General features: G+C 43.5%; 20 protein-coding genes and 1 pseudogene. 14 read left to right on the top strand and 7 right to left on the bottom strand.

Translation table 11 applies throughout. From position 1 onward, the window contains the following. The first annotated feature begins 11 nt into the window (after nt 1-11). Nucleotides 12-1,976, top strand: a complete 1,965-nt coding sequence (locus IM456_RS11660; RefSeq protein WP_149986471.1) for an amylo-alpha-1,6-glucosidase — start codon at nt 12-14, stop codon at nt 1,974-1,976. Between the two features lie 90 nt (nt 1,977-2,066). Continuing rightward, the gene (locus IM456_RS11655; RefSeq protein ID WP_149986473.1) at nt 2,067-2,717 is read left to right on the top strand and encodes an HAD-IA family hydrolase; all 651 of its coding nucleotides are present in this window, start codon (nt 2,067-2,069) and stop codon (nt 2,715-2,717) included. A gap of 107 nt (nt 2,718-2,824) precedes the next feature. Here IM456_RS11655 and grpE read toward each other — a convergent pair whose 3' ends face one another. Further along, a complete protein-coding gene (gene grpE, locus IM456_RS11650) occupies nt 2,825-3,547 on the bottom strand; it encodes a nucleotide exchange factor GrpE (RefSeq protein WP_149986474.1) in 723 nt (240 codons plus the stop codon). 465 nt (nt 3,548-4,012) lie between these two features. On the opposite strand from grpE, the gene IM456_RS11645 reads away from it, so the two are divergent. From IM456_RS11645 to IM456_RS11630, 4 genes are all read left to right on the top strand, one after another. After that, nucleotides 4,013-6,028 (top strand): GspE/PulE family protein, encoded by a 2,016-nt coding sequence (locus tag IM456_RS11645; RefSeq protein WP_287693237.1) that lies wholly within the window; start codon nt 4,013-4,015, stop codon nt 6,026-6,028. A gap of 130 nt (nt 6,029-6,158) precedes the next feature. Next, the gene (locus IM456_RS11640) at nt 6,159-7,259 is read left to right on the top strand and encodes a type IV pilus twitching motility protein PilT (RefSeq protein WP_002797770.1); all 1,101 of its coding nucleotides are present in this window, start codon (nt 6,159-6,161) and stop codon (nt 7,257-7,259) included. Nucleotides 7,260-7,432: 173 nt separating this feature from the next. Beyond that, nucleotides 7,433-8,647 (top strand): type II secretion system F family protein, encoded by a 1,215-nt coding sequence (locus IM456_RS11635; protein WP_149986478.1) that lies wholly within the window; start codon nt 7,433-7,435, stop codon nt 8,645-8,647. A gap of 94 nt (nt 8,648-8,741) precedes the next feature. Next, nucleotides 8,742-9,278 (top strand): hypothetical protein, encoded by a 537-nt coding sequence (locus IM456_RS11630; RefSeq protein WP_149986480.1) that lies wholly within the window; start codon nt 8,742-8,744, stop codon nt 9,276-9,278. Between the two features lie 42 nt (nt 9,279-9,320). Here the strand turns inward: IM456_RS11630 and IM456_RS11625 are convergent, their stop codons facing one another. After that, nucleotides 9,321-11,891, bottom strand: a complete 2,571-nt coding sequence (locus IM456_RS11625) for a TIGR03960 family B12-binding radical SAM protein (protein WP_287693238.1) — start codon at nt 11,889-11,891, stop codon at nt 9,321-9,323. A 252-nt stretch (nt 11,892-12,143) separates the two neighbouring features. Between IM456_RS11625 and IM456_RS11620 the strand changes: the two genes are divergently transcribed. The 7 genes and pseudogenes from IM456_RS11620 to IM456_RS11590 form a co-directional block, all read left to right on the top strand. Next, on the top strand, nt 12,144-12,926 hold the full coding sequence (locus IM456_RS11620) for an ABC transporter ATP-binding protein (RefSeq protein WP_002739028.1): 783 nt from the start codon (nt 12,144-12,146) through the stop codon (nt 12,924-12,926). A 46-nt stretch (nt 12,927-12,972) separates the two neighbouring features. After that, on the top strand, nt 12,973-14,304 hold the full coding sequence (locus IM456_RS11615) for an MlaD family protein (protein ID WP_287693239.1): 1,332 nt from the start codon (nt 12,973-12,975) through the stop codon (nt 14,302-14,304). 100 nt (nt 14,305-14,404) lie between these two features. Then, nucleotides 14,405-15,508, top strand: a complete 1,104-nt coding sequence (wecB, locus tag IM456_RS11610) for a non-hydrolyzing UDP-N-acetylglucosamine 2-epimerase (RefSeq protein ID WP_287693240.1) — start codon at nt 14,405-14,407, stop codon at nt 15,506-15,508. A gap of 3 nt (nt 15,509-15,511) precedes the next feature. Further along, the gene (locus IM456_RS11605) at nt 15,512-15,997 is read left to right on the top strand and encodes a crossover junction endodeoxyribonuclease RuvC (protein ID WP_016514371.1); all 486 of its coding nucleotides are present in this window, start codon (nt 15,512-15,514) and stop codon (nt 15,995-15,997) included. A 269-nt stretch (nt 15,998-16,266) separates the two neighbouring features. Further along, entirely contained in the window at nt 16,267-16,518 is a 252-nt protein-coding gene (locus IM456_RS11600) for a hypothetical protein (protein ID WP_002778026.1), read from the top strand. Further along, complete coding sequence (locus tag IM456_RS11595) at nt 16,505-16,732, top strand: hypothetical protein (RefSeq protein WP_002778028.1); 228 nt, start codon at nt 16,505-16,507, stop codon at nt 16,730-16,732. Before IM456_RS11600 ends, IM456_RS11595 begins: the two co-directional genes overlap by 14 nt. Before the next feature lie 215 nt (nt 16,733-16,947). Beyond that, nucleotides 16,948-17,529, top strand: a pseudogene (locus tag IM456_RS11590) (rhomboid family intramembrane serine protease); the annotation flags it as partial. A 348-nt stretch (nt 17,530-17,877) separates the two neighbouring features. On the opposite strand, the gene IM456_RS11585 reads toward IM456_RS11590, so the two are convergent. The 4 genes from IM456_RS11585 to IM456_RS11565 form a co-directional block, all read right to left on the bottom strand. After that, the gene (locus IM456_RS11585; protein WP_287712777.1) at nt 17,878-18,240 is read right to left on the bottom strand and encodes a DUF5615 family PIN-like protein; all 363 of its coding nucleotides are present in this window, start codon (nt 18,238-18,240) and stop codon (nt 17,878-17,880) included. After that, nucleotides 18,215-18,568, bottom strand: a complete 354-nt coding sequence (locus tag IM456_RS11580) for a DUF433 domain-containing protein (RefSeq protein WP_043997469.1) — start codon at nt 18,566-18,568, stop codon at nt 18,215-18,217. The genes IM456_RS11585 and IM456_RS11580 overlap by 26 nt, the downstream gene beginning before the upstream one ends. 45 nt (nt 18,569-18,613) lie before the next feature. Further along, nucleotides 18,614-18,991, bottom strand: coding sequence for a pentapeptide repeat-containing protein (locus IM456_RS23335; RefSeq protein ID WP_228009703.1), 378 nt, complete (start codon nt 18,989-18,991; stop codon nt 18,614-18,616). Nucleotides 18,992-19,191: 200 nt separating this feature from the next. Then, nucleotides 19,192-19,452, bottom strand: a complete 261-nt coding sequence (locus IM456_RS11565) for an IS66 family transposase (RefSeq protein WP_190718171.1) — start codon at nt 19,450-19,452, stop codon at nt 19,192-19,194. 345 nt (nt 19,453-19,797) lie between these two features. Between IM456_RS11565 and IM456_RS11560 the strand changes: the two genes are divergently transcribed. After that, complete coding sequence (locus IM456_RS11560) at nt 19,798-19,983, top strand: helix-turn-helix domain-containing protein (RefSeq protein ID WP_261779590.1); 186 nt, start codon at nt 19,798-19,800, stop codon at nt 19,981-19,983. Here the strand turns inward: IM456_RS11560 and IM456_RS11555 are convergent. After that, the coding region (locus IM456_RS11555) for a transposase (RefSeq protein ID WP_287691290.1) at nt 19,965-20,072 on the bottom strand (108 nt) is incomplete at its 5' end. The two genes, IM456_RS11560 and IM456_RS11555, sit on opposite strands and share 19 nt — an antisense overlap.

The raw sequence follows: 20,072 nt of genomic DNA, 5'->3' as shown, positions 1-20,072 counted from the left end.
TTGGGAAGCCCATGGTCAAGCTCCGTTTTGGTCGAGATATCTGTAATTGTCTCCCAGTGGCTGAAAAGCGCGAATGGTTAGTCACTAATGGTATCGGTGGTTTTGCCGCGGGAACTGTGGCCGGATTGCTAACTCGCTGTTATCATGGCCTCTTGATCGCTGCTTTGGCTCCACCGACGCAAAGAACGCTTCTTGTGACTAAAATCGATGAATCGGTACAATATAACCAGAAAATTTATCATCTGGCCAGCAATCGCTGGTTAGGTGCTACGATCGAACCGCAAGGCTATATTAATATCGAAAGTTTTCATCTGGAAGGCACAATTCCCGTCTGGACTTTTACCTGCGGGGATGCCTTACTAGAAAAGCGCATTTGGATGGAACAGGGAGAAAATACCACCTATACTCACTATACCTACCGTCGCGGCAATTCTCCCCTAACTCTCAATCTGACTGCTTTTGTCAATTATCGTGATTTTCACGGCAATACCCAGGGTTTTAACTGGCAAATGGCTATTAGTCCCCTGGAAAAAGGAGTAAGAGTGATTGCATATAACCATGCTGTACCTTTTTATCTATTAATCAGTCAGGGAGAGGTTTTTCCCGCTCATATCTGGTATTATCGCTTTGATTTGGCCGTGGAACGTTATCGTGGTTTAATCGATCGGGAAAATCATCTCCATGGGGCTAGTTTTTCGGCTACTCTTAGAGTGGGAGAATCGGTGACAATTGCCGCTAGTACCCGTCCCGATCCGAATTTAGACGGTCAATCTTCTCTAGAGTCTCGCTATCGCTACGAAAATAGTCTGATTAATCCCCAGCGGCCCGAATGGATTCAACAACTTACCCTCGCTGCCGACCAGTTTATCGTTAGTCGTCCTCTCCGGGATCAACCGGAGGGCAAAACGATAATCGCGGGTTATCCTTGGTTTGGTGATTGGGGTCGCGATACGATGATCTCCCTAAGAGGATTAACTTTGACTACAGGCAGACCTGCGATCGCACGTCAGATTTTACTAACTTTTTCCCGTTATCTAGACCAGGGTTTATTGCCGAATTTACTGCCCGATGGGGGAGAAATGCCCGAATATAACGCTGTCGATGCTATTCTTTGGTATTTTGAAGCCATTCGTTCCTATTTTAACCAAAGCCAAGATTTTGAGTTTCTCAGAACTATTTATCCCGCTTTAAAGGAAGTGATCGCTTGGTTTCGTCGCGGCACTCGCTACAATATTCACCTAGATGACGATGGTTTGATCTATGCCGGCGAAGCGGGAGTACAATTGACTTGGATGGATGCCAAAGTTGATGATCTGGTGATTACTCCCCGCATCGGCAAACCCGTAGAAATTAATGCCCTTTGGTTCAATGCCCTCAAAATAATGGTTCAATTTGCCCATTATTTGGGCATGGATGCCACTGATTACGAAAAAATGAGAAAAATGAACCTAAAAGGGTTCTCTCGCTTCTGGGATGATTCTCTGGGGTATTGTTACGATGTTTTGGATACGGACAAGGGTAATGATGCCAGTTTACGACCGAATCAACTTTTTGCCGTGTCTTTGTCGGTGGAGGAGTTATTAAATTCCGCACAGAAAAGGGCTATTGTCGATATTTGTGCTTTAAAATTGTTGACTTCTCGCGGTTTGCGATCGCTAGATGCCGATCATCCTGATTACCTTGGCGTTTACAGTGGCGATCGCTTAAAAAGAGATAGTACCTACCATCAGGGGACAGTCTGGGGATGGTTATTAGGGGCATTTATCGAGGCCCATCTGAAAGTCTATCGCGATCCCATTCTAGCTGAGAGTTTTTTAACACCGATGATCGACCATCTTCGGGATAGCTGTATCGGTAATTTAAGCGAAATTTTCGATGGTAATGCCCCTTTTACCCCTAGGGGCGCTTTTGCCCAAGCATGGACGGTGGCAGAGGTGTTAAGGGTTTGGCAAGTGATCCGAGAATTCTCGCCATAATCCTTTAAAATAAGCAATTGTTAGGTGTGTTAGACCAGCTAAAAGACCGACCCTAAAAACCTCAGTCAGACCGTTATAGACAAAACTCTCATGGAGAAACCGCAAGTTATTTTTCTCGATGCTGTGGGTACTCTTTTTGGAGTAAAAGGCAGTGTCGGAGCAATTTATAGTCAAATAGCAGCTGATTTTGGGGTAGAGGTGGCGGCCGAGAGTCTAGAACAGTCTTTCTTGGCTATTTTCCCCACTTCTCCCCCCCTAGCTTTTCCTAAGGTTGAACCGGCACAAATTCCCGAGTTAGAGTATCGCTGGTGGCGATCGCTGACTGGGGCAGTTTTTAATAATTTAGGTTATCTGGAACGATTTCCCGATTTTGAGGCTTTTTTTGGCGAACTTTATCATCATTTTGCCACGGCCGAGCCTTGGGTGCTGTACGAGGATGTCATTCCCGCTTTAAGACTCTGGCAGATTCAGGGGATCGAGTTGGGCATTATTTCTAATTTTGATAGTCGTATCTACCAAGTTTTGGCCGAATTAGGCTTAGAATATTTTTTTCGATCGATCACGATTTCTTCCCATGCAGGGGTCGCTAAACCCGATCCAGAAATTTTTCAAATCGCCCTGCAAAAACATGATTGTTCCCCCGCACAAGCTTGGCATATTGGCGATAGTAAAAAAGAGGATTACCAAGGAGCAAAAGCCTTGGGTATGGAAGCATTTTTAATTAAAAGATCAATCGGTTAAGAGAGAAAAAGTCTCTGAGCGGGGATGGGGGATAGGGGATAGCGGGGGAATACGGACCCTACCGGCTAATACCTAACCCTCAAACCAGTTTAATCCCCATCGGGATTTTAGACTGATTCCTGCGATGGGATGGCAGTCGCTTCTGACTGAGCAGCGTTAGGATCTGTCTCTTTGGGGGCGGCCACTTTTACCAAAGCATGACGCAAAACATCTTCTCCGAGAGTGTATCCTCGCACTAACTGCTCGACCACCGTGCCTTCGGGATGTTCATCGGTGTACTCCCGCATCATCGCTTCGTGGTAGGTGGGATCAAAGGGTTGACCTTCTGGACGCATGGGGGAAACACCTAAACGCTTGAGACTCTCTACTAAGATTTTATAGACCCCTTGGTAACTCTTGTGAATACCCATCTCGCCATCATTAGCCGGTTTAATTTGAGTACGGGCGCGCTCAAAATTATCCACCACGCCAAGAATTTCCATCAGGGTTTTGCCCTTGATTTTTGTTTCCAGTTCCTCTTTTTCCTTGGCTGTGCGTTTGCGAAAATTGTCGAACTCGGCTGCTAGAGTGATATAGCGTTTCTTGTAGGCATCAACCTGTTGGGTTTGTTCCTCTAACTGCTGTTTGAGAGTGTCGATTTCCTCTTGTAGAAAATCGATAGTCATTCCCCCTAGAAGGGAAAATTCCTCGCTAGAGGCTGCCTGGTTCGTCACCGTTTTGGCTTCATCGGTGACAGTGGCTTCCGATTCGGTTGTAAGGGATTCGGGGTAATTAGGAAAGGATTCTTGGTTTTCGTCGAAAATTGCTGAGGTATTTGGTTCTGCACTCATAGTATACAATTTTAGTGGGGAATTTGGCAATATATGACCACTTACTGCTAATTTTGGTCTTTAAGTACCAGCTAATAATCAAGGTTTAACCTTTAATGTAACATTTTGTGGACAAGATCCGTAACTAAGCTAAACGGCGCTTAACCTGCATGATCCAACAGCTATAACCCTTTTGGAGTCTATATCGGTGATCCGAAGTAAAAGCCGTTTAGCTTAGATATAAGGGACTTGCGCTTTGATAATGTACCTTTTGGGCGAACGCAGTTCGCCCCTACATTGTGGACAAAATCCGTTACTGTAGGGGCGCAAAGCTTGCGCCCTCCGATCGATTGGGATATTATTCCCACGCAAGTCCCTAAGCGACCCCGATAGATAATCGGTAATCTAGAAAAATTTTTGCTAGAATGCAATTTTCTCAGTAAAACTGGGAACATTTAAGGGTAGTGGAGAGGTTAAGAATCGTCTATGACATTTTCTTCCAAGAAAACCCGTGCCGTTGCCCTACGCAATTACTTTTCGCCCTTTGGTAACAAGTTGGTGCAGTCGGGATATATCGGTGCCGACCAGATGCAACAGGCCCTAGTGGAAACACGGAAATCGGGACGATCGCTAGTAGAAATATTACAACAACTAACCGGGCGCCCTTTGCCCCCGGATTTACAGCGACAGTACAAGAAAAATCAGTTATTTGAATTAAAAATTCTCTACGGAGTCGAATCGCTCGACCCCGAATTAACCGATGTGGATGGACTGGAAATAGCCCGATTGATCGATTCTTTGATTCCGATCGATCTTTGTCGTCGCTATCGTCTCATCCCCCTGCGAAAGATCGAAGGAGAGCCAGCTGCGATTTTGATAGCCATGGTCGATCCCGACAACCTCGAGGCTTCCGACGATATCAATCGTATCCTCCGCCCCAGGGAGTTAGGTTTACAGCGTTTGGTGATTACCAGCGAAGATTATGAAAGATTACTGGAAAGATTCCACTCGGCTCAATCGGAGCTAGAACAGGAAAAAGCCCGACTGCAAAAAGAAAAAGAACTGGAAAAACTCTCGGATCTCACCGATATTGTCGGCAATATTGAAGTGGCCTCCGGGGGTGCTAACGATGAAGCGGCCGATGATCTCGGAGAAGGGGACGCTAATCAAGCCCCCGTCATCAACCTCGTCAATAAAATTCTAGCTAAAGCCCTACAGGAATGGGCCTCCGATATTCACATCGAACCCCAAGAAGAATTCCTGAAAATTCGCTTTCGCAAAGATGGAGTTCTTCATCAAGCTTTTGATCCACTGCCGAAAAAAATTACCCCAGCGGTTACAGCCCGTTTTAAAATCATGGCCGATCTCGATATCGCTGAACGTCGTCTTCCCCAAGATGGTAAAATTCGGCGGATATATCAAGGGCGGAAAGTGGATTTTCGGGTTAATACCCTACCCAGTCGCTACGGGGAAAAAGTCTGTTTACGGATTCTCGACAACTCGGCTACCCAGTTGGGTTTAGATAAACTAATCACCGACCAAAAGACCCTGCAAATCGTCCGAGATATGGCTAGTCGTCCCTTTGGTCTGTTGCTGGTTACAGGTCCCACCGGTTCGGGGAAATCCACCAGTTTATACTCGGTTTTAGCCGAAAGAAATCACCCCGGAGTTAATATTAGTACAGCCGAAGACCCGATCGAATATTCTCTACCAGGCATCACCCAGGTACAGGTAATTCGCGAAAAAGGCATGGATTTCGCCTCGATTCTCCGGGCTTTCATGCGACAAGACCCGGATGTGATTCTGGTGGGAGAAACTAGGGACAAGGAAACGGCCAAAACAGCGATCGAGGCGGCCTTAACTGGTCACTTGGTCTTAACTACCCTACACACCAACGATGCCGCAGGTGCGATCGCTCGTCTCGATGAGATGGGGGTTGAACCGTTTATGATTTCCGGTTCTCTCTTGGGAGTCTTGGCCCAGCGTCTCGTGCGGCGCGTCTGTAGCCAGTGTCGAGTCGCCTATCACCCCAGTCAAGAGGAATTAGCCCGTTTTGGTCTTGCCGCCGCCAATGAACGGGAAGTGACCTTTTATAAGGCTAATACCCTAACCCTAGAGGAAATTCAACAGGCGCGAAAACAGGGTAATCTTTGTCCCAAATGTGGTGGCAGCGGTTATAAAGGTCGCGTCGGGGTCTATGAGGTAATGCAAAATAGTGAACGACTGCAGCAGTTAATTAACCAAGGGGCAACCACTGATCGCATTAAGGAGGCGGCCGTCGATGAGGGCATGGTGACACTCCTAGCCTACAGTTTAAATCTGGTGCGCGAGGGTTACACCACCCTCGAAGAAGTGGAACGGGTGACATTTACCGATTCTGGTCTGGAATCGGAACTAAAAGCCAAACGGAAAAGCGGTTTAATCTGTCGTGGTTGTCGCGCCGAACTACAATCAGAATGGCTCGATTGTCCCTATTGTATGACACCACGATTTAGTGATTAAGACAGTTTTTCAGTTATCAGTTATCAGGGAACTCCGGAACCGGCAAAAGTATTATGAATTTGTCTCCTGAAGACCGGCTCCTGACTCCTATCTCCTTTTCACTTTTTGCCTTATAGATGGGGTTTAACTTATGGAATTAATGATCGAAGATTTAATGGAACAATTGGTCGAGATGGGCGGTTCCGATATGCACATTCAGTCTGGGGCGCCGGTCTATTTTCGCATTAGTGGCAAACTGTCCCCGATTAATGAAGAATCTTTAACCCCGCAAGATTGTCAGAAATTGATTTTTAGTATGCTCAATAATACCCAAAGAAAAGAGTTAGAGCAGAATTGGGAATTAGACTGTTCCTACGGGGTGAAAGGATTAGCAAGATTTAGGGTCAATGTTTATAAAGAAAGGGGGGCTTATGCAGCTTGTTTACGGGCTTTGTCCTCTAAAATTCCTAACTTTGAACAATTAAATTTACCTAGAGTAGTACGGGAGTTATCGGAAAGACCGAGGGGATTAATTCTCGTAACTGGCCAAACAGGTTCAGGTAAAACTACCACTTTAGCGGCAATTTTAGACTTAATTAATCGGACTAGGTCTGAACATATTTTAACTGTAGAAGACCCAATTGAATACGTTTTTCCTAATATAAAAAGTCTGTTTCACCAACGACAAAAAGGAGAAGATACCAAGAGTTTTGCTAACGCTTTAAGAGCATCTTTACGAGAAGATCCTGATATTATCCTTGTGGGAGAAATGCGGGATTTAGAAACAATTAGTTTGGCAATCACGGCGGCAGAAACCGGTCACTTAGTCTTCGGAACCCTACACACTAGCTCGGCAGCGGGAACAGTGGATCGGATTATTGACGTTTTTCCTGCTAACCAACAGGCACAAATTCGCGCCATGTTATCCAATTCTTTACTAGCAGTTTTTAGTCAAAACCTAGTCAAGAAAAAAAATCCTAAACCGGGGGAATTTGGTCGGGCAATGGTACAGGAAATCATGGTGGTAACTCCAGCGATCGCTAACCTAATTCGGGAAGGAAAAGCCCCCCAAGTCTATTCAGCAATTCAAACGGGAATGAAGTTAGGAATGCAAACCATGGAACAGGGATTAGCTAATTTAGTTGTTAGGGGTGTTGTCTCTTTGGAAGAAGCCATTTCTAAAAGCGGTAAACCCGATGAATTACAACGTCTTATCGCCGGGGCCGGCGCTAACGCTAAAGCCCGGATTTAATAACAAATAGTAACCTTTAAGCGTTCGTCAGCCCCTATCAGTTATCAGTGAACAGTAACCAGTAATCAGTGAAAAGAAAGTACCGAAGTTTTCACTTAACACTATCTACCCACTTAAAACTCCAATCTGATAACTGATAACTGATAACTGATAACTGATAACTGATTTGTCCTATGCCTAATTTTGTCGCACAAGTTAAAAACGGATCTGGAAAAGTTTTCCAAGAGAAAGTTGAGGCCATGTCTCCCGAACAGGCCCGGACGATGCTGAAGGCGAAATATGCCGCCGTCGGTAAGGTCAAAAAAGTGGGGGGAGAGATCGATCTTTCCGGTTTAGAGTTGATGTTTGCCAGCATTTCCATCAAAGATAAAGCGGTTTTTTCCCGTCAATTTTCGGTGATGATTAATGCTGGTGTGGCGATTGTGAGATGTTTGGGAGTTTTGGGGGATCAATGCGGTAATCCCAAGATGAAAAAAGCTCTACAAGCGATTAGTGCTGAGGTACAGCAAGGGAGTCCGTTATCGGAAGCGATGGCCAAACATCCCGAATGTTTTGATGAACTTTATGTCAGTATGGTCGAAGCTGGAGAGACGGGGGGGGTACTCGATGAAGTGCTGAACCGTCTCTCGAAACTTTTGGAAGATATGGCCCGCTTGAAAAACCAGATTAAATCGGCGATGACCTATCCGGTAGCGGTGGGAATTTTGGCGATCATTGTGTTTTTCGGGATGACAATTTTTTTAATTCCCGTGTTTGCGAAAATTTTCACCGATTTAAACGTGCCACTACCGGCCTTAACGCAATTTATGCTCTTTTTAAGTGGTGTGATGCGTAGTTGGTTAATTTTAATTCCGATTGTCACCATTGTTGCCACGGTTTTTTTACTGCGTCGCTATTACAAAACCCCGATGGGTCGTCTGCAAATTGACCACTTTTTCCTTAAAATGCCTCTTTTTGGTGATTTGAATGAAAAATCGGCTGTGGCTAGATTTTGCCGGGTTTTTGGGACTCTGACGCGTTCTGGTGTCCCGATTTTAAGTTCCCTCGACATCGTTTGTAATACGGTGGGTAATAAGGTAATTGCCAATGCGATCGCTGGTGCCAAGGCGGAAATTCAGCAGGGGGGAATGATGAGTTTGGCCCTACAAAAAGCCAATGTTTTCCCACCTTTGGCAATTCAAATGATTAGTATTGGCGAGGAAACGGGAGAATTAGATGCCATGATGATGAAAGTGGCGGATTTCTACGAAGATGAGGTGGAACAGGCCGTTAAAGCTTTAACCAGTATCATTGAACCCTTGATGATGGTTGGTATTGCGGGGATGGTGGGAACTATTCTTCTGTCTATGTACCTGCCCATGTTTAAAATCTTCGATGCGTTGGGATAAGTTTATCAGTGATCAGTGATCAGTGACTATTGCCGGTAGCTGGAAATCAGCAAGATTTGAATTTTCATCTCCTTTTACTTGATTAGGTGAATCTGTGTCTTACGAAACTTTATTAGCGGAATATAGCTGTCGTCAGGGGGCGATCGAATTATTGCGACAATATCGCCCCTATTTAGAGTTAATTCCTAGTATGCGTCGTCCTGAAGAGAGTTTAATTACTATTCCCTTGCCCTTGGTCAGAATTCGTCCATCTTCTGCCCTGGAATCTAGAAAGACGGTACAATTAGCTTGTGATTTGGCTATTCTGATGTGTGATCCGGAATGGAAAATTAAATTAGGTTCAGAAATCCTGATTTTTATCCATCGTCCGGGGGAAGATTTTTCTGATTTGTTGAAACGCTGGCGCGAAACACAAATATGTTTAGATAAAGAATATGAATGGTTAATGCCCCCCAGAGAACAACATATGTTCAGTGAAGGTGCAGAAACAATTCATCCTTTATTTGTGGTTTTTGATCAAACGGCCGAGAGAATAAAAAAGGGTTTAAGAGGGGCTTTTTTACCGATGGTTGTTCAAAATTATCGGCCAGCTTTGATTGATGATTGCTTAGAATTAGTCGATCAAGATTAGTTGACTCTCTGGGGTTAGTATAAAGGGAACAGTTGACGATGGTTAAGTTCCTAAAATCAAGCACTGACGATGGCAATTAAGCAGCGAAATTTCCTGTCCAGAAACCCTTTCTAACATCTCGACGAGATGATCGGGCTGTAGTAAAGTGCCATCATTGCGACAACTGCCCACATAGCACAAAACGGCTTCCTTGTCAACAGTTTTTAACTCTAATTCATATAATTGTTCTCGCAGATTAATCGTGACTTTTTTGCCGGATTTGGTGGTTTTTTCCCGTTCCATCACCGTTGCTTGCTTAATCGCCTCGATCCAATTTTGCCATTGTTGGCAGTCAATTCCCTCACTGTTAAAAGTGAGCAAATACGCAGCTTTTTCTAACAAACGGGTGGCAGCAGGAGCATTTAAGGGAATTTCTTCCACCTGATAAACCGGCAAATCTGCGGGTAATTGTGCGGTTAACTGCTGTTTAAACCTCTCTAAATCGATCACTTTTGTCAATTCAAAATCGACAATCTCACCGCTACTGGTTGCTCCCAAGGATAAGGCATTGGCGATCGAAATGCGCGGACCAGGGTGAAATCCACCGGTAAAGGAAATGGGAATAGCAGCGCGACGGACGACGCGATCAAATAAACGCACCAGATCCAAGTGGCTAACTAAGGCCATTTCGCCAATTTTGCCAAACCAAACCCGAATTCTTTGGGCGCGTTCTTGATTGGGTTGAAAATGTCCGGCAAAAGCGGGAATCGGAGGTGCTTCAATGACGATATTATGACCAAAATCGACGCTACAAACGCCACAATGGGAACAACCCTCAAAAGAACAATCGGGGACTGTTGCCGCGTCTAGGGCGCGTTTTAAGTCCTCCTGTAACCATTTTTTATCGATACCAGTATCCAGATGATCCCAGGGCAGAGGACGCTCTAAAATATCTTTGTCTGCATCGGCAAAAATATGCCATTCTCCCTGTTCTACCTGACGATATTTCCAAGTTAAACCGGATTCTTCGATCGCCTGTGACCATGCTTGATAGGCTTTTTCCGTATTATCCCACCAAGCATCCATCCCGGCGCCCAATTGCCAAGCGCGCAGTACCACTTTCCCTAAACTTCTGTCACCGCGACCGATAAAATCTTCCATGGCCGAGATGCGGACATCGGTATAATTGACTTTTACCCCTCTCATGCCTTGGAATTCCTGTCTTAATAACTCCTGTTTGCGGATAAATTCGGCCGTCGAGACGGAATGCCACTGGAAGGGGGTATGGGGTTTAGGCGTAAAATTAGAGATAGTTAGGGTAAAATCGAGGGGTTTCCGCTTCGGTAAACGACATTCCCGACGCAACCAACGCAGGGTTTCCGCGATACCGATGACATCGACATCGGTTTCCCCTGGCAAACCAATCATAAAATAGAGTTTGACCTTATCCCAACCCTGTTCGACAGCAGTTTTTATCCCTCTGAGTAATTCTTCGTTGGTTAACCCTTTGTTAATCACATCGCGCATTCGTTGGGTTCCCGCTTCCGGTGCAAAGGTTAAACCCGATTGACGATTGCCCCCAATTATGTTAGCAATATTTTCATCAAAGCGATCAACTCTTTGACTGGGTAACGATAGAGATATATTCTCATTCTGGAGACGGTTTTTAATCTCCATACCCACGGCAGGTAAAGCTAGATAATCGGAGCAACTGAGAGATAATAAGGAAAATTCGTTATATCCCGTCGCTCGCATTCCTTTTTCAATCGATTCGATTACTGCTTCCGGTTGCACATCCCGCGCAGGACGGGTTAACATCCCCGGTTGACAGAAACGACATCCCCTAGTGCAACCGCGACGAATTTCCACCACCAGGCGATCGTGAACCGTTTCCACGAAGGGAACTAAACCGATAGAATAGGCTGGGATAGGAGTCGCTACCCGGCGTAAAATTCTTGGCGGTACATCGTCACGATTGGGGATAACTGCACCGATTGGGGTGACATCGTAGAAACGCGGCACATATACCCCCGGAATTTGGGCTAAATCTAGTAATAGTTCTTCTTTGCTTAGATTAGCTAGTTTACCTTCTTCTAAAATTAAACCGATTTCTGGCAATAATTCTTCGCCATCACCAAGGGCGATAAAATCAAAAAAGTCGGCATAGGGTTCGGGGTTAGAGGTGGCAGTTTGTCCCCCGGCAAAAATTAGCGGATAGTTACCCGAGTCTCTTGCTCTCCAAGTCAAGGGAATTGCCGCTAGGTCGAGCATTTCTAAAATATTGGTGGCTCCTAGCTCATAACTGAGACTAAAACCCAGAATATCAAAATCTGTGAGGCAACGACGGGATTCTAGGGCAAATAAGGGGGTTTTTGTCTGTTTGAGTTTTTGGGCTAAATCCGGTGCGGGTAAATAAGTGCGATCGCAGAGTTGGCGGGGTTGAGCATTGAGGATATTGTAGAGGATAATATGGCCGAGGTTAGATGCCCCCACTTCGTACACTTCCGGATAGGTTAACACCCAACGAACCACAGCACTTGCCCATTCTTTATGTTTAGCGCCTAACTCGTTGCCCAAATAACGCGCTGGTCGAAAAATGTCGGGGGTAAGCAGTTGGTCTAAAGCAATAGTCACGGCAATCTACCTCAGATATCGTCAGCAATGGGTGCTTTTCTACTATAGCAGCCAGAATCGAGTCAGTATTCAGGAGTCGGGAGACAGGAGACTCCGAGACAGGAGACAGGAGACAGGAGACAGGAGACAGGAGATAGGAGACAGCTTTATTCTCCCCACACCCCACACCCCACTTCCCCACTTCCCCACTTCCCCACACCCCACTTCCCCATCTCCCTAAAATTCCCGAGATTATAAGATAATTAAGCGACGATGAAAGAACCGTTAATTGAATTGAGAGGAGTATCGAAAAGATTCGGGGATAATGTTATTCTCGACGGTTTAGATTTAACCATTTATCGAGGGGAGGCCCTGGTAATTATCGGGCCGTCGGGAACGGGAAAATCAACGGTTTTACGGTTAATTGCGGGATTAACGGGGATAAATGCTGGAGAAATTCGTATTAAAGGTCAATTGCGTCAGGGATTGCTAGAAGATGGTCGAGAAGCGATGCGAACTTCCTTAGTTTTTCAACAAACGGCCCTGTTTGATTCTCTCACCGTCGGGGAAAATGTCGGTTTTTATCTTTATGAACAAACTAATTTAAAAAAAGCCATAATTAGGGAATTAGTGGAAAAAAGCCTGGAAATGGTCGGTTTACAGGGAATTAGTGACCTTTATCCTTCGGAACTATCGGGGGGAATGCGTAAACGGGTGGCTTTTGCCCGCGCTATTATCACTAATCCCGATAATCCGGCTGATAATCCTGAATTACTGCTGTATGATGAACCTACCGCCGGATTAGACCCGATAGCTTCCACAATTATCGAGGATCTAGTGCGGACTCTCCATGAAAAATCAGGGTCTGCGAACACTTATGTGATGGTTTCTCACCAACAAAGTACCATCCGACGCACCGCCGATCGAGTAGTATTTCTCTATCAGGGAAAAGTGCAATGGCAGGGATTAGTGGCAGATATCGATCGTACCGATCATCCCATGATCCGGCAATTTTTTAGCGCCAGCATTGAAGGCCCGATTAGGACAATCGTTTAAGCTAGATTAAGCTAAATTAAGAACTATCGAGAATGAGAGAAAAATCATGCAGAGTTCGCGAGCTTTACGGGAAGGAAGACTAGGTTTGTTTGCTCTAGGCGGATTATTGGTCTTTGGGGCGCTCGCTATCTGGGTTCGCGGGGGGGGATTTGGTCAAAGAACCTATCAATTAATCTTCGAGTTTGCCGACGTGGAAGGGTTACAAGTCGGGGCGCCGGTGCGTTTTCGCGGGGTGAGAGTGGGAAGAATTACGAGTTTTATCCCGGGAAGCAATCAAGTGGAAGTTATTGCCGAAATCGCTTCTGCTACTTTAGTTATGCCTAGGAAGGTAACTGTTACTACCAATCTTTCCGGATTAATTGGGGAGGCAGCCATCGATATCACTCCCTTAGTTTCTTTAAGTGCTGAGGCCAAAAATCTCGACCCTCTGGCTCCCGACTGTGATCAACAGTTAATTCTCTGTAATAATACTCGTTTACAGGGGACAACAGGAACACAATTAATGTCTAGTGTTGGTCGTTTAGTGGATACTTTTACCAGTCCTGAATTTGTGGGTAATCTCAATGATGTCACCAAAAATACCGCTATAGCAGCTCAAAAAATCGCCCGTTTATCCGATGATACCTCCCAGACTATCCGTAATGCCCAAAGAGAAATCTCTCGTCTATCTTTGGAATTAGCTACCACCAGTCGCTCGGTCACTAATACGGCTAATAATGCCTCCCGTTTTGTCAATACTTTAGATAATACCGTTCAGGAAAATCGCAGTCAAATCAGCAGGACTTTTCAACAATCTTCCCAATTGGTCGCTAATCTCAATGCTGTTCTCAGCGAAAATCGCGGACAAATTGTTGATACTCTCGGTAATATTAATAAAGCTAGTTTAGGTATTGGTAGTCTCGCTAATAATCTCAATAATACCGCCCTGAGGTTGAATGCAGGTTTAGATGAAATTGATACTAAACAAGTCATGCAAAATATCGAGACTATTTTGAATAATGCGGTGGAAACATCGAATAATTTACGAGAAATTACTAAAACTATTAACGATCCTGCTACAATTGTCGTACTGCAAAAAACTCTCGAATCCGCTAGGGTGACTTTTGAAAATACTCAAAAAATCACCTCCGATATCGATGATTTAATTGGTGATCCCCAATTCCGCGAGAATTTAAGACGTTTAATCGATGGCTTAAGTAATCTGCTTTCTTCCGGGGAACAATTAGAATATAATTTGCGTATCGCTCAAACTTTAGATACCATGACTCAAGAGTTAGCTAAACAAAAAGTTTTGACCATCTCTCGACCTTTAAATCCTAAGCAAATGCAACTCTATCCCCAATTTATCGTTCAACAACCACAAACGAGTGAAAAATGACAAAACAGCACAATTCAAGCGATTTTCAGTGAACAGTAATCAGTGAACTGAAAACTCACATCTGATAACTGATAACTGATAACTGATAACTGATAATAATATGTTGAAATCAATTTGTATTACTCTTGGAACTCGTCCCGAAGCGATTAAATTAGCTCCCGTTATTCGTGCTTTTCAAGAATCGGAACAGTTTCAAACCCATGTTATTCTGACGGGACAGCATAAAGAAATGGTAGCGCAGGTGATGGAATTATTTGCTTTAAAAGCAGATGAAAATCTGGATATTATGCAAACTCGTCAAACTTTAACTGATATTACTTGCCGCAGTTTACGGGGTTTAGAAACAGTTTTTGAGCGCATAAAACCAGATTTAATTATTGTGCAAGGTGATACTACTACTGCTTTTGCTGCTGCTTTAGCGGCTTTTTATCAACAAATTCCTATCGCCCATGTGGAAGCAGGATTAAGAACTAATGATATCTATAATCCCTATCCCGAAGAAGCTAATCGTCGCCTAATTTCTCAACTGACTAACCTACATTTTGCTCCCACTACTTTAGCCGTGGAAAATTTACAAAAATCCGGGGTGACAGGAAATATTCACCACACCGGTAATACAGTTATTGATGCTTTATTAACCGTAGCCAAAACCGCCCCAGAATGTCAAATTGCGGGCTTAAATTGGTCAGATTATCGGGTTTTATTAGCTACGGTTCACCGCCGGGAAAATTGGGGCGAACCCTTACAGGATATTATCAAAGGATTCACTTTGTTATTAGAAAAATATGCCGATACAGCCCTATTATTACCCCTCCATCGCAATCCCACCGTCCGAGAACCAATAAAGTCCGCTTTGGGCAATCATCCCAGGGTATTTTTAACTGAACCTCTCGATTATGCCGAGTTAGTGGGGGCGATTCAACGCTGTTATTTATTATTAACTGATTCCGGCGGCATTCAAGAAGAAGCCCCTAGTTTAGGAAAACCAGTTTTAGTATTGCGAGAAACCACGGAAAGACCGGAAGCAGTACAAGCGGGAACAGCGAAATTAATTGGTACTAATCCAGAGCAAATTTTAGCACAAGCGGGAGAATTATTAGGGGATAAAATCGCCTATGATCGTATGGCTAATGCAATTAATCCTTTTGGAGATGGACAAGCATCCCAAAGAATCCTCCAAATCGTCCAAGATTTTTTGGCTTAATCTATGACTACTTGGTTGGGTATCGACCCCGGATTAGCGATTGTCGGTTGGGCTATTCTCCGGGATAATAGTGAGTTAATGCCGATTTTAGTCGATTACGGCACGATCGAAACTTCTAAAAATCTTTCTACTGCCCAGCGTTTGATCGAAATTGAACGGGATTTAAAGGAGTTAATCGCAGAATATAAACCGGGGGAAATTGCCGTAGAAATGCCCTTTTTTAACCGGCAAATCAAGGCAGCCGGTGGAGTCCTGCAAGCATTGGGAATTATCAATCTGGTTAGCTGTCGCGATGGGGGAATTGAACCGATTTTCCTCCATCAAGCTAGTTGGAAATGTCATCTCGGCCATGGTAAAGCCACTAAAGCTGAGGTGGCTGAACAAATTAAGTATTTATTCGGATTGACAAAAATGCCCATTAATGATGCTGTAGATGCTATAGCGATCGCATACGCTGCTTTCAGTGGCGTTCGCAATCAAATCTCTTGAAGCAATTTGACGAAATTGGTCAAAAAATTTAGCTGACAACTAAAAGCCATCTTTAAGCTTGGACAGTCTTAGTTCGATGGGACGGTTGAAGATAATAAGGCCTTCAAATATCTTTGATTAGCGTTGGGTTTCCTTCCTCAACCCAACCTACCATATCAGCGATCGTACCAAAGGGTTTAAGTGTGGAATTGTGATAATTGTCATCGTCAATGCTAATAAAAATATGGTATAGTTCTTAAACGATTATAAGTTTAAAATAATGAAAATAAATGAAAATAAAAGTTTCCCAAAAAAAGGGATCATCAAACGAAGTTAACCCTCAGTTAAAGCATATTGCCTATTCGATGGACGCACTGATTCCAGGCTTTTATATTTGGTTGGGTTCTTTTTGTTGGCGATTGGGGGGTAGTGATGCAGAAGAAAGTTATCCAGGAACAATACATAGTTTTGCGGGTATCAGCTTAGTTTTACCCGGTTATCAAATTTTTACAACCTATAAAGGGAGTTATGACCCTCGATAAGCATCAAATTGATGGTCTTTCTCCCATTTCATCTAAAACAATGCCAGCAGAAGTTTTTGAACAATTGATGTTCAATGCTGGTTATGCCGTTGTTGGGTCTGCTCCAGCCAAGGGAAATAGAATTAAAGTCTGGTGGAATCATTCTAGTTTTCGTCGTGTTGAAGCAATTTATGGTGACGATAGAAGTCTGGTTATTACGGCTTATCATCCATGAATCATGAGCTTTCTGTTACGAAAATATATTTATTGTTTACCCACAACGGGCCCAACCTACAAGATCAGCGATCGCACTGTAGGTTAAGGGGTTATTATCGGCATCGGTGGCGGTAATTGTGCCTACAGGAGTATTGATGGTGCAAGTTAATGTTGTCTGGCTCAGTGTCTGAACTATAATGGGGAATGACTAGAGTTTTCTCCCTCAAAAAGTATATGGCAAGAAGAACTAATCATCTCATGACTGGTCACTTAAAGACAAAAATGACGATTATAGGTGTTTTTGTCGCTATTTTCTGGATTGTAGAAATTTTAGACCAATTTGTTTTTGATCATCAATTAAATCAATATGGCATTATTCCTCGTTCTTGGCCTTTTGGGTTAAGAGGGATTTTATTCGCCCCGTTTTTACATGGTGGTTTCAAAGATCTTATTGTCGGTACTATAGGGTTTGTTATTTGTAGCTGGTTGGTGATGCGATTAAAAATACGTGATTTTTGGATTGTTACTATCATCACTATGATTGTTGGAGGATTGGGGATTTGGATCTTCGCCCCGACTAACACTCCTCAGATTGGGTTGAGTAGCCTGATTTTTGGCTATCTAGGATTTTTAGCGTTAGGAGGTCAGAGTAATTTTGATCCAAATTATGATAAGGATGGCTTTCTGGTCAATTTTTTATATGTTTACCTTTCAATTTTTTTAGTTTTTGTTTTTATATATGGGCAACAAATTTCTCACTTGCTATCTGGATTTTTAACTGGCACTTTAGCGGCTGAGTTCATTGCTCAAGAAAAAGGAAGAGCCATGAGAAGTGTGTTTTTTCGTCTATTTTTCTTTATTTTTATCACTTTTTGGTTTGTAAATTGGCTATTGACTGGTGATAATTTCATCAATTTCATATTGGGAGTCATTGGTTTTATCGCTTGTGCAATAGCTGGAGGATCTTCAAGCACATCAGGGGAGCAGAAAGATACAATTCCTCAAGCGGGTCACGCAGAGGCGCGTCATCGTGATCGTGTAGAAGCAGAAGAACGATATCGCCAGTGGAAAGAACAAGAACAGCGCGATTGGGAAGAACAACAACGGCAAAATAATGAAGATCGTTGATGGTGATAAATTATATTATGCTTAAGTCAAACAGATTCAAGGTAAAGGAAGATAATCAATTCGGTCTTGATACTCATTATCAAATGAAGCTTCAGCCGCCAGAATTAACTCATCTATATTTTCCCCAATACTCAAATTAGGATTCAGAATAAAAATACCTGGAATATGACGATGATTTTGTAGATGATCTGCTAAATGTACGGGCATAGAAGTCCGATTATTTGTTACCAGAATAAAATTATTTTCTTCACACCGGCAGAGAATTTCAGGGTCTAATGTTCCTTTATCTGGTGTAACAGGTTCTCCAATAACTCTAATAACTAAATCAGGCTTGAGTCTTCTTAGTTGAGTCGTATAGAGAGGATCAACATTTTCATCTAAGAGATATTTCAGACTCATTTGCTTGTTTGATTGCTTTTCTTTGTTCCCTTAATTTTCTCAATTTTTCTGCAACAGGAGGAGGATTTTGTTTTTGTATTTCTCTCATTCTTTCTCCATGTTCAATCCATTCGGTTAAATAATTGGTTATTTTTTCTTGCTCATGCAAATAGTACAGAATTGTTGCATAAACTTGTTCTAAGCTCAAAGATGAGTAAGTTTTAGCAATTTCTTCAGGTGTTTTGGCATGATAAATATAGTCATAGAGAATGGTTTCAATACCAATTCGCGTTCCTTTTAAGCGAATGTCATTAGGGGTTAGAAAGTTAAAATAGTCTTCGAGTTGCATCATAAAATTTACCGAAGCTGTACTGAATCTAAAGGATAGTGTTAGTTATTTACACCATGCTGTACTTGTGCTTCCATCTAGCCCTGTGTAAGTTGTCCAAGTATGACATCTTACACCATTAAAATTAGCACCTGTAACATCGGCACCTGTAAAATTAGCCTGGCCTATATCAGCATTTATCAAACTTGCTACCTTTAAATTGGCATCCATTAATTTTGTCTCGCCCATATAAGAACTGTTAAGTCTTGCGCTAGATAGATTTGCCCCTATCAACTTGGCACCACCCAAGTTAGATCCCGTCAAAATTGCATTACTTAGATTGGCTTTTGTCAAATCAGAACCGCTTAGATTAACACCACTCAAATCCGCACCTTGTAAATTGGCTTGTCTTAGATTTAATCCCCTCAAATCCGCACCACTCAAATCACATCCTGGGCATTGTTTGGTTTACTTAAGTTTCTTAACATGATCAGGATTTTCTGCACGGCTAGGATTAGCTAAACTAACACAAGATAGGATAAAAATTGAAAAAAGAGTAGTTAATTTCATAACTGTTCTACCTCAATCAACTTGAAAACGGGATAACCAACGGACTATCGTAACACAGAATTTTCCTAAAATATTCAAGATAATAGCAAAATTTTATGATTCCCTGCTACCACCCAAATCTCATTCCCTGCTTGAGCCGCTGCACTAGAGCGCGACAGCATGACTTGAAAGAAGCTGACCGACGGGGTGACGGCTACCCACAACCAAGCTCTCTTGGACTGAGGATTTTGTCCATCGGCATTTCCTTGTGCAAAACCCGTCTCGTCGGCCCCCACTATCGGCGCGGCTTGGATGTAGGCTTCGGCTTCCGCCACAGAGGGCTGATAGTGCCTCACTTCCTTCCTTTCTCAGACGATTGACTGTCCCCAGAGACATCTTCACCCCAAATAAGTCGGACATCGTACAAACCACCATCCGATGGGAATGACGGTACATTCCACTCAAGACTGAGACGATGGATACCGCTCTCTCGGAGTAGCCGCTCTCTTCTACGTCTTTGGGGAGGAGGGATCGGGTTTTTTCGCCGCAGTAACGCACCAAATCCCCAAAATGGCTACTAGATATTATAAGGCGATCGCCGCTTCGATTGACACAAGCAAAAACTTCAACAGATATAATGGGGCTTGACAGGTGGTATCAGTTATCAAAGCACGGCTCAAGGGATTGAAGGAGGAACTCTCATGAGTGAAGAACAATTTGAACTGGTACAAGGTAGCGGTAATGTGTACCGCGATTTTGGCGATGTAGATGCGGACGTGCGACAAGCGAAAGCACTGCTTGCTGCTGAAATTATCAAGGTTCTGGAGAAGGAAGACTTATCGAAAATTTGGGTTAAAACCCCGTCGTTTTACGACGGCTTTTCCTGATCTTTGATATAAGACTTAAGAACTTCCAGTGGCGCACCTCCTACAGAAGAGACGAAATAACTGGGCGACCAAAGAGCGTCTTTCCCGTA

The organism is Microcystis sp. M079S1, assembly GCF_020246425.1.
Classification (GTDB): Bacteria; Cyanobacteriota; Cyanobacteriia; order Cyanobacteriales; family Microcystaceae; genus Microcystis; species Microcystis aeruginosa.
This window is presented reverse-complemented; position numbering and strand designations above follow the sequence as displayed.

Excerpts from the sequence above, each read along its gene's own strand:
- IM456_RS11660 (WP_149986471.1), top strand. The coding sequence starts at position 12 with ATGGTCAAGCTCCGTTTTGGTCGAGATATCTGTAATTGTCTCCCAGTG.
- IM456_RS11655 (WP_149986473.1), top strand. The coding sequence starts at position 2,067 with ATGGAGAAACCGCAAGTTATTTTTCTCGATGCTGTGGGTACTCTTTTT.
- grpE (WP_149986474.1), bottom strand. The coding sequence starts at position 3,547 with ATGAGTGCAGAACCAAATACCTCAGCAATTTTCGACGAAAACCAAGAA.
- IM456_RS11645 (WP_287693237.1), top strand. The coding sequence starts at position 4,013 with ATGACATTTTCTTCCAAGAAAACCCGTGCCGTTGCCCTACGCAATTAC.
- IM456_RS11640 (WP_002797770.1), top strand. The coding sequence starts at position 6,159 with ATGGAATTAATGATCGAAGATTTAATGGAACAATTGGTCGAGATGGGC.
- IM456_RS11635 (WP_149986478.1), top strand. The coding sequence starts at position 7,433 with ATGCCTAATTTTGTCGCACAAGTTAAAAACGGATCTGGAAAAGTTTTC.
- IM456_RS11620 (WP_002739028.1), top strand. The coding sequence starts at position 12,144 with ATGAAAGAACCGTTAATTGAATTGAGAGGAGTATCGAAAAGATTCGGG.
- IM456_RS11615 (WP_287693239.1), top strand. The coding sequence starts at position 12,973 with ATGCAGAGTTCGCGAGCTTTACGGGAAGGAAGACTAGGTTTGTTTGCT.
- wecB (WP_287693240.1), top strand. The coding sequence starts at position 14,405 with ATGTTGAAATCAATTTGTATTACTCTTGGAACTCGTCCCGAAGCGATT.
- IM456_RS11605 (WP_016514371.1), top strand. The coding sequence starts at position 15,512 with ATGACTACTTGGTTGGGTATCGACCCCGGATTAGCGATTGTCGGTTGG.
- IM456_RS11600 (WP_002778026.1), top strand. The coding sequence starts at position 16,267 with ATGAAAATAAAAGTTTCCCAAAAAAAGGGATCATCAAACGAAGTTAAC.
- IM456_RS11595 (WP_002778028.1), top strand. The coding sequence starts at position 16,505 with ATGACCCTCGATAAGCATCAAATTGATGGTCTTTCTCCCATTTCATCT.
- IM456_RS11585 (WP_287712777.1), bottom strand. The coding sequence starts at position 18,240 with ATGAGTCTGAAATATCTCTTAGATGAAAATGTTGATCCTCTCTATACG.
- IM456_RS11580 (WP_043997469.1), bottom strand. The coding sequence starts at position 18,568 with ATGCAACTCGAAGACTATTTTAACTTTCTAACCCCTAATGACATTCGC.
- IM456_RS11560 (WP_261779590.1), top strand. The coding sequence starts at position 19,798 with ATGAGTGAAGAACAATTTGAACTGGTACAAGGTAGCGGTAATGTGTAC.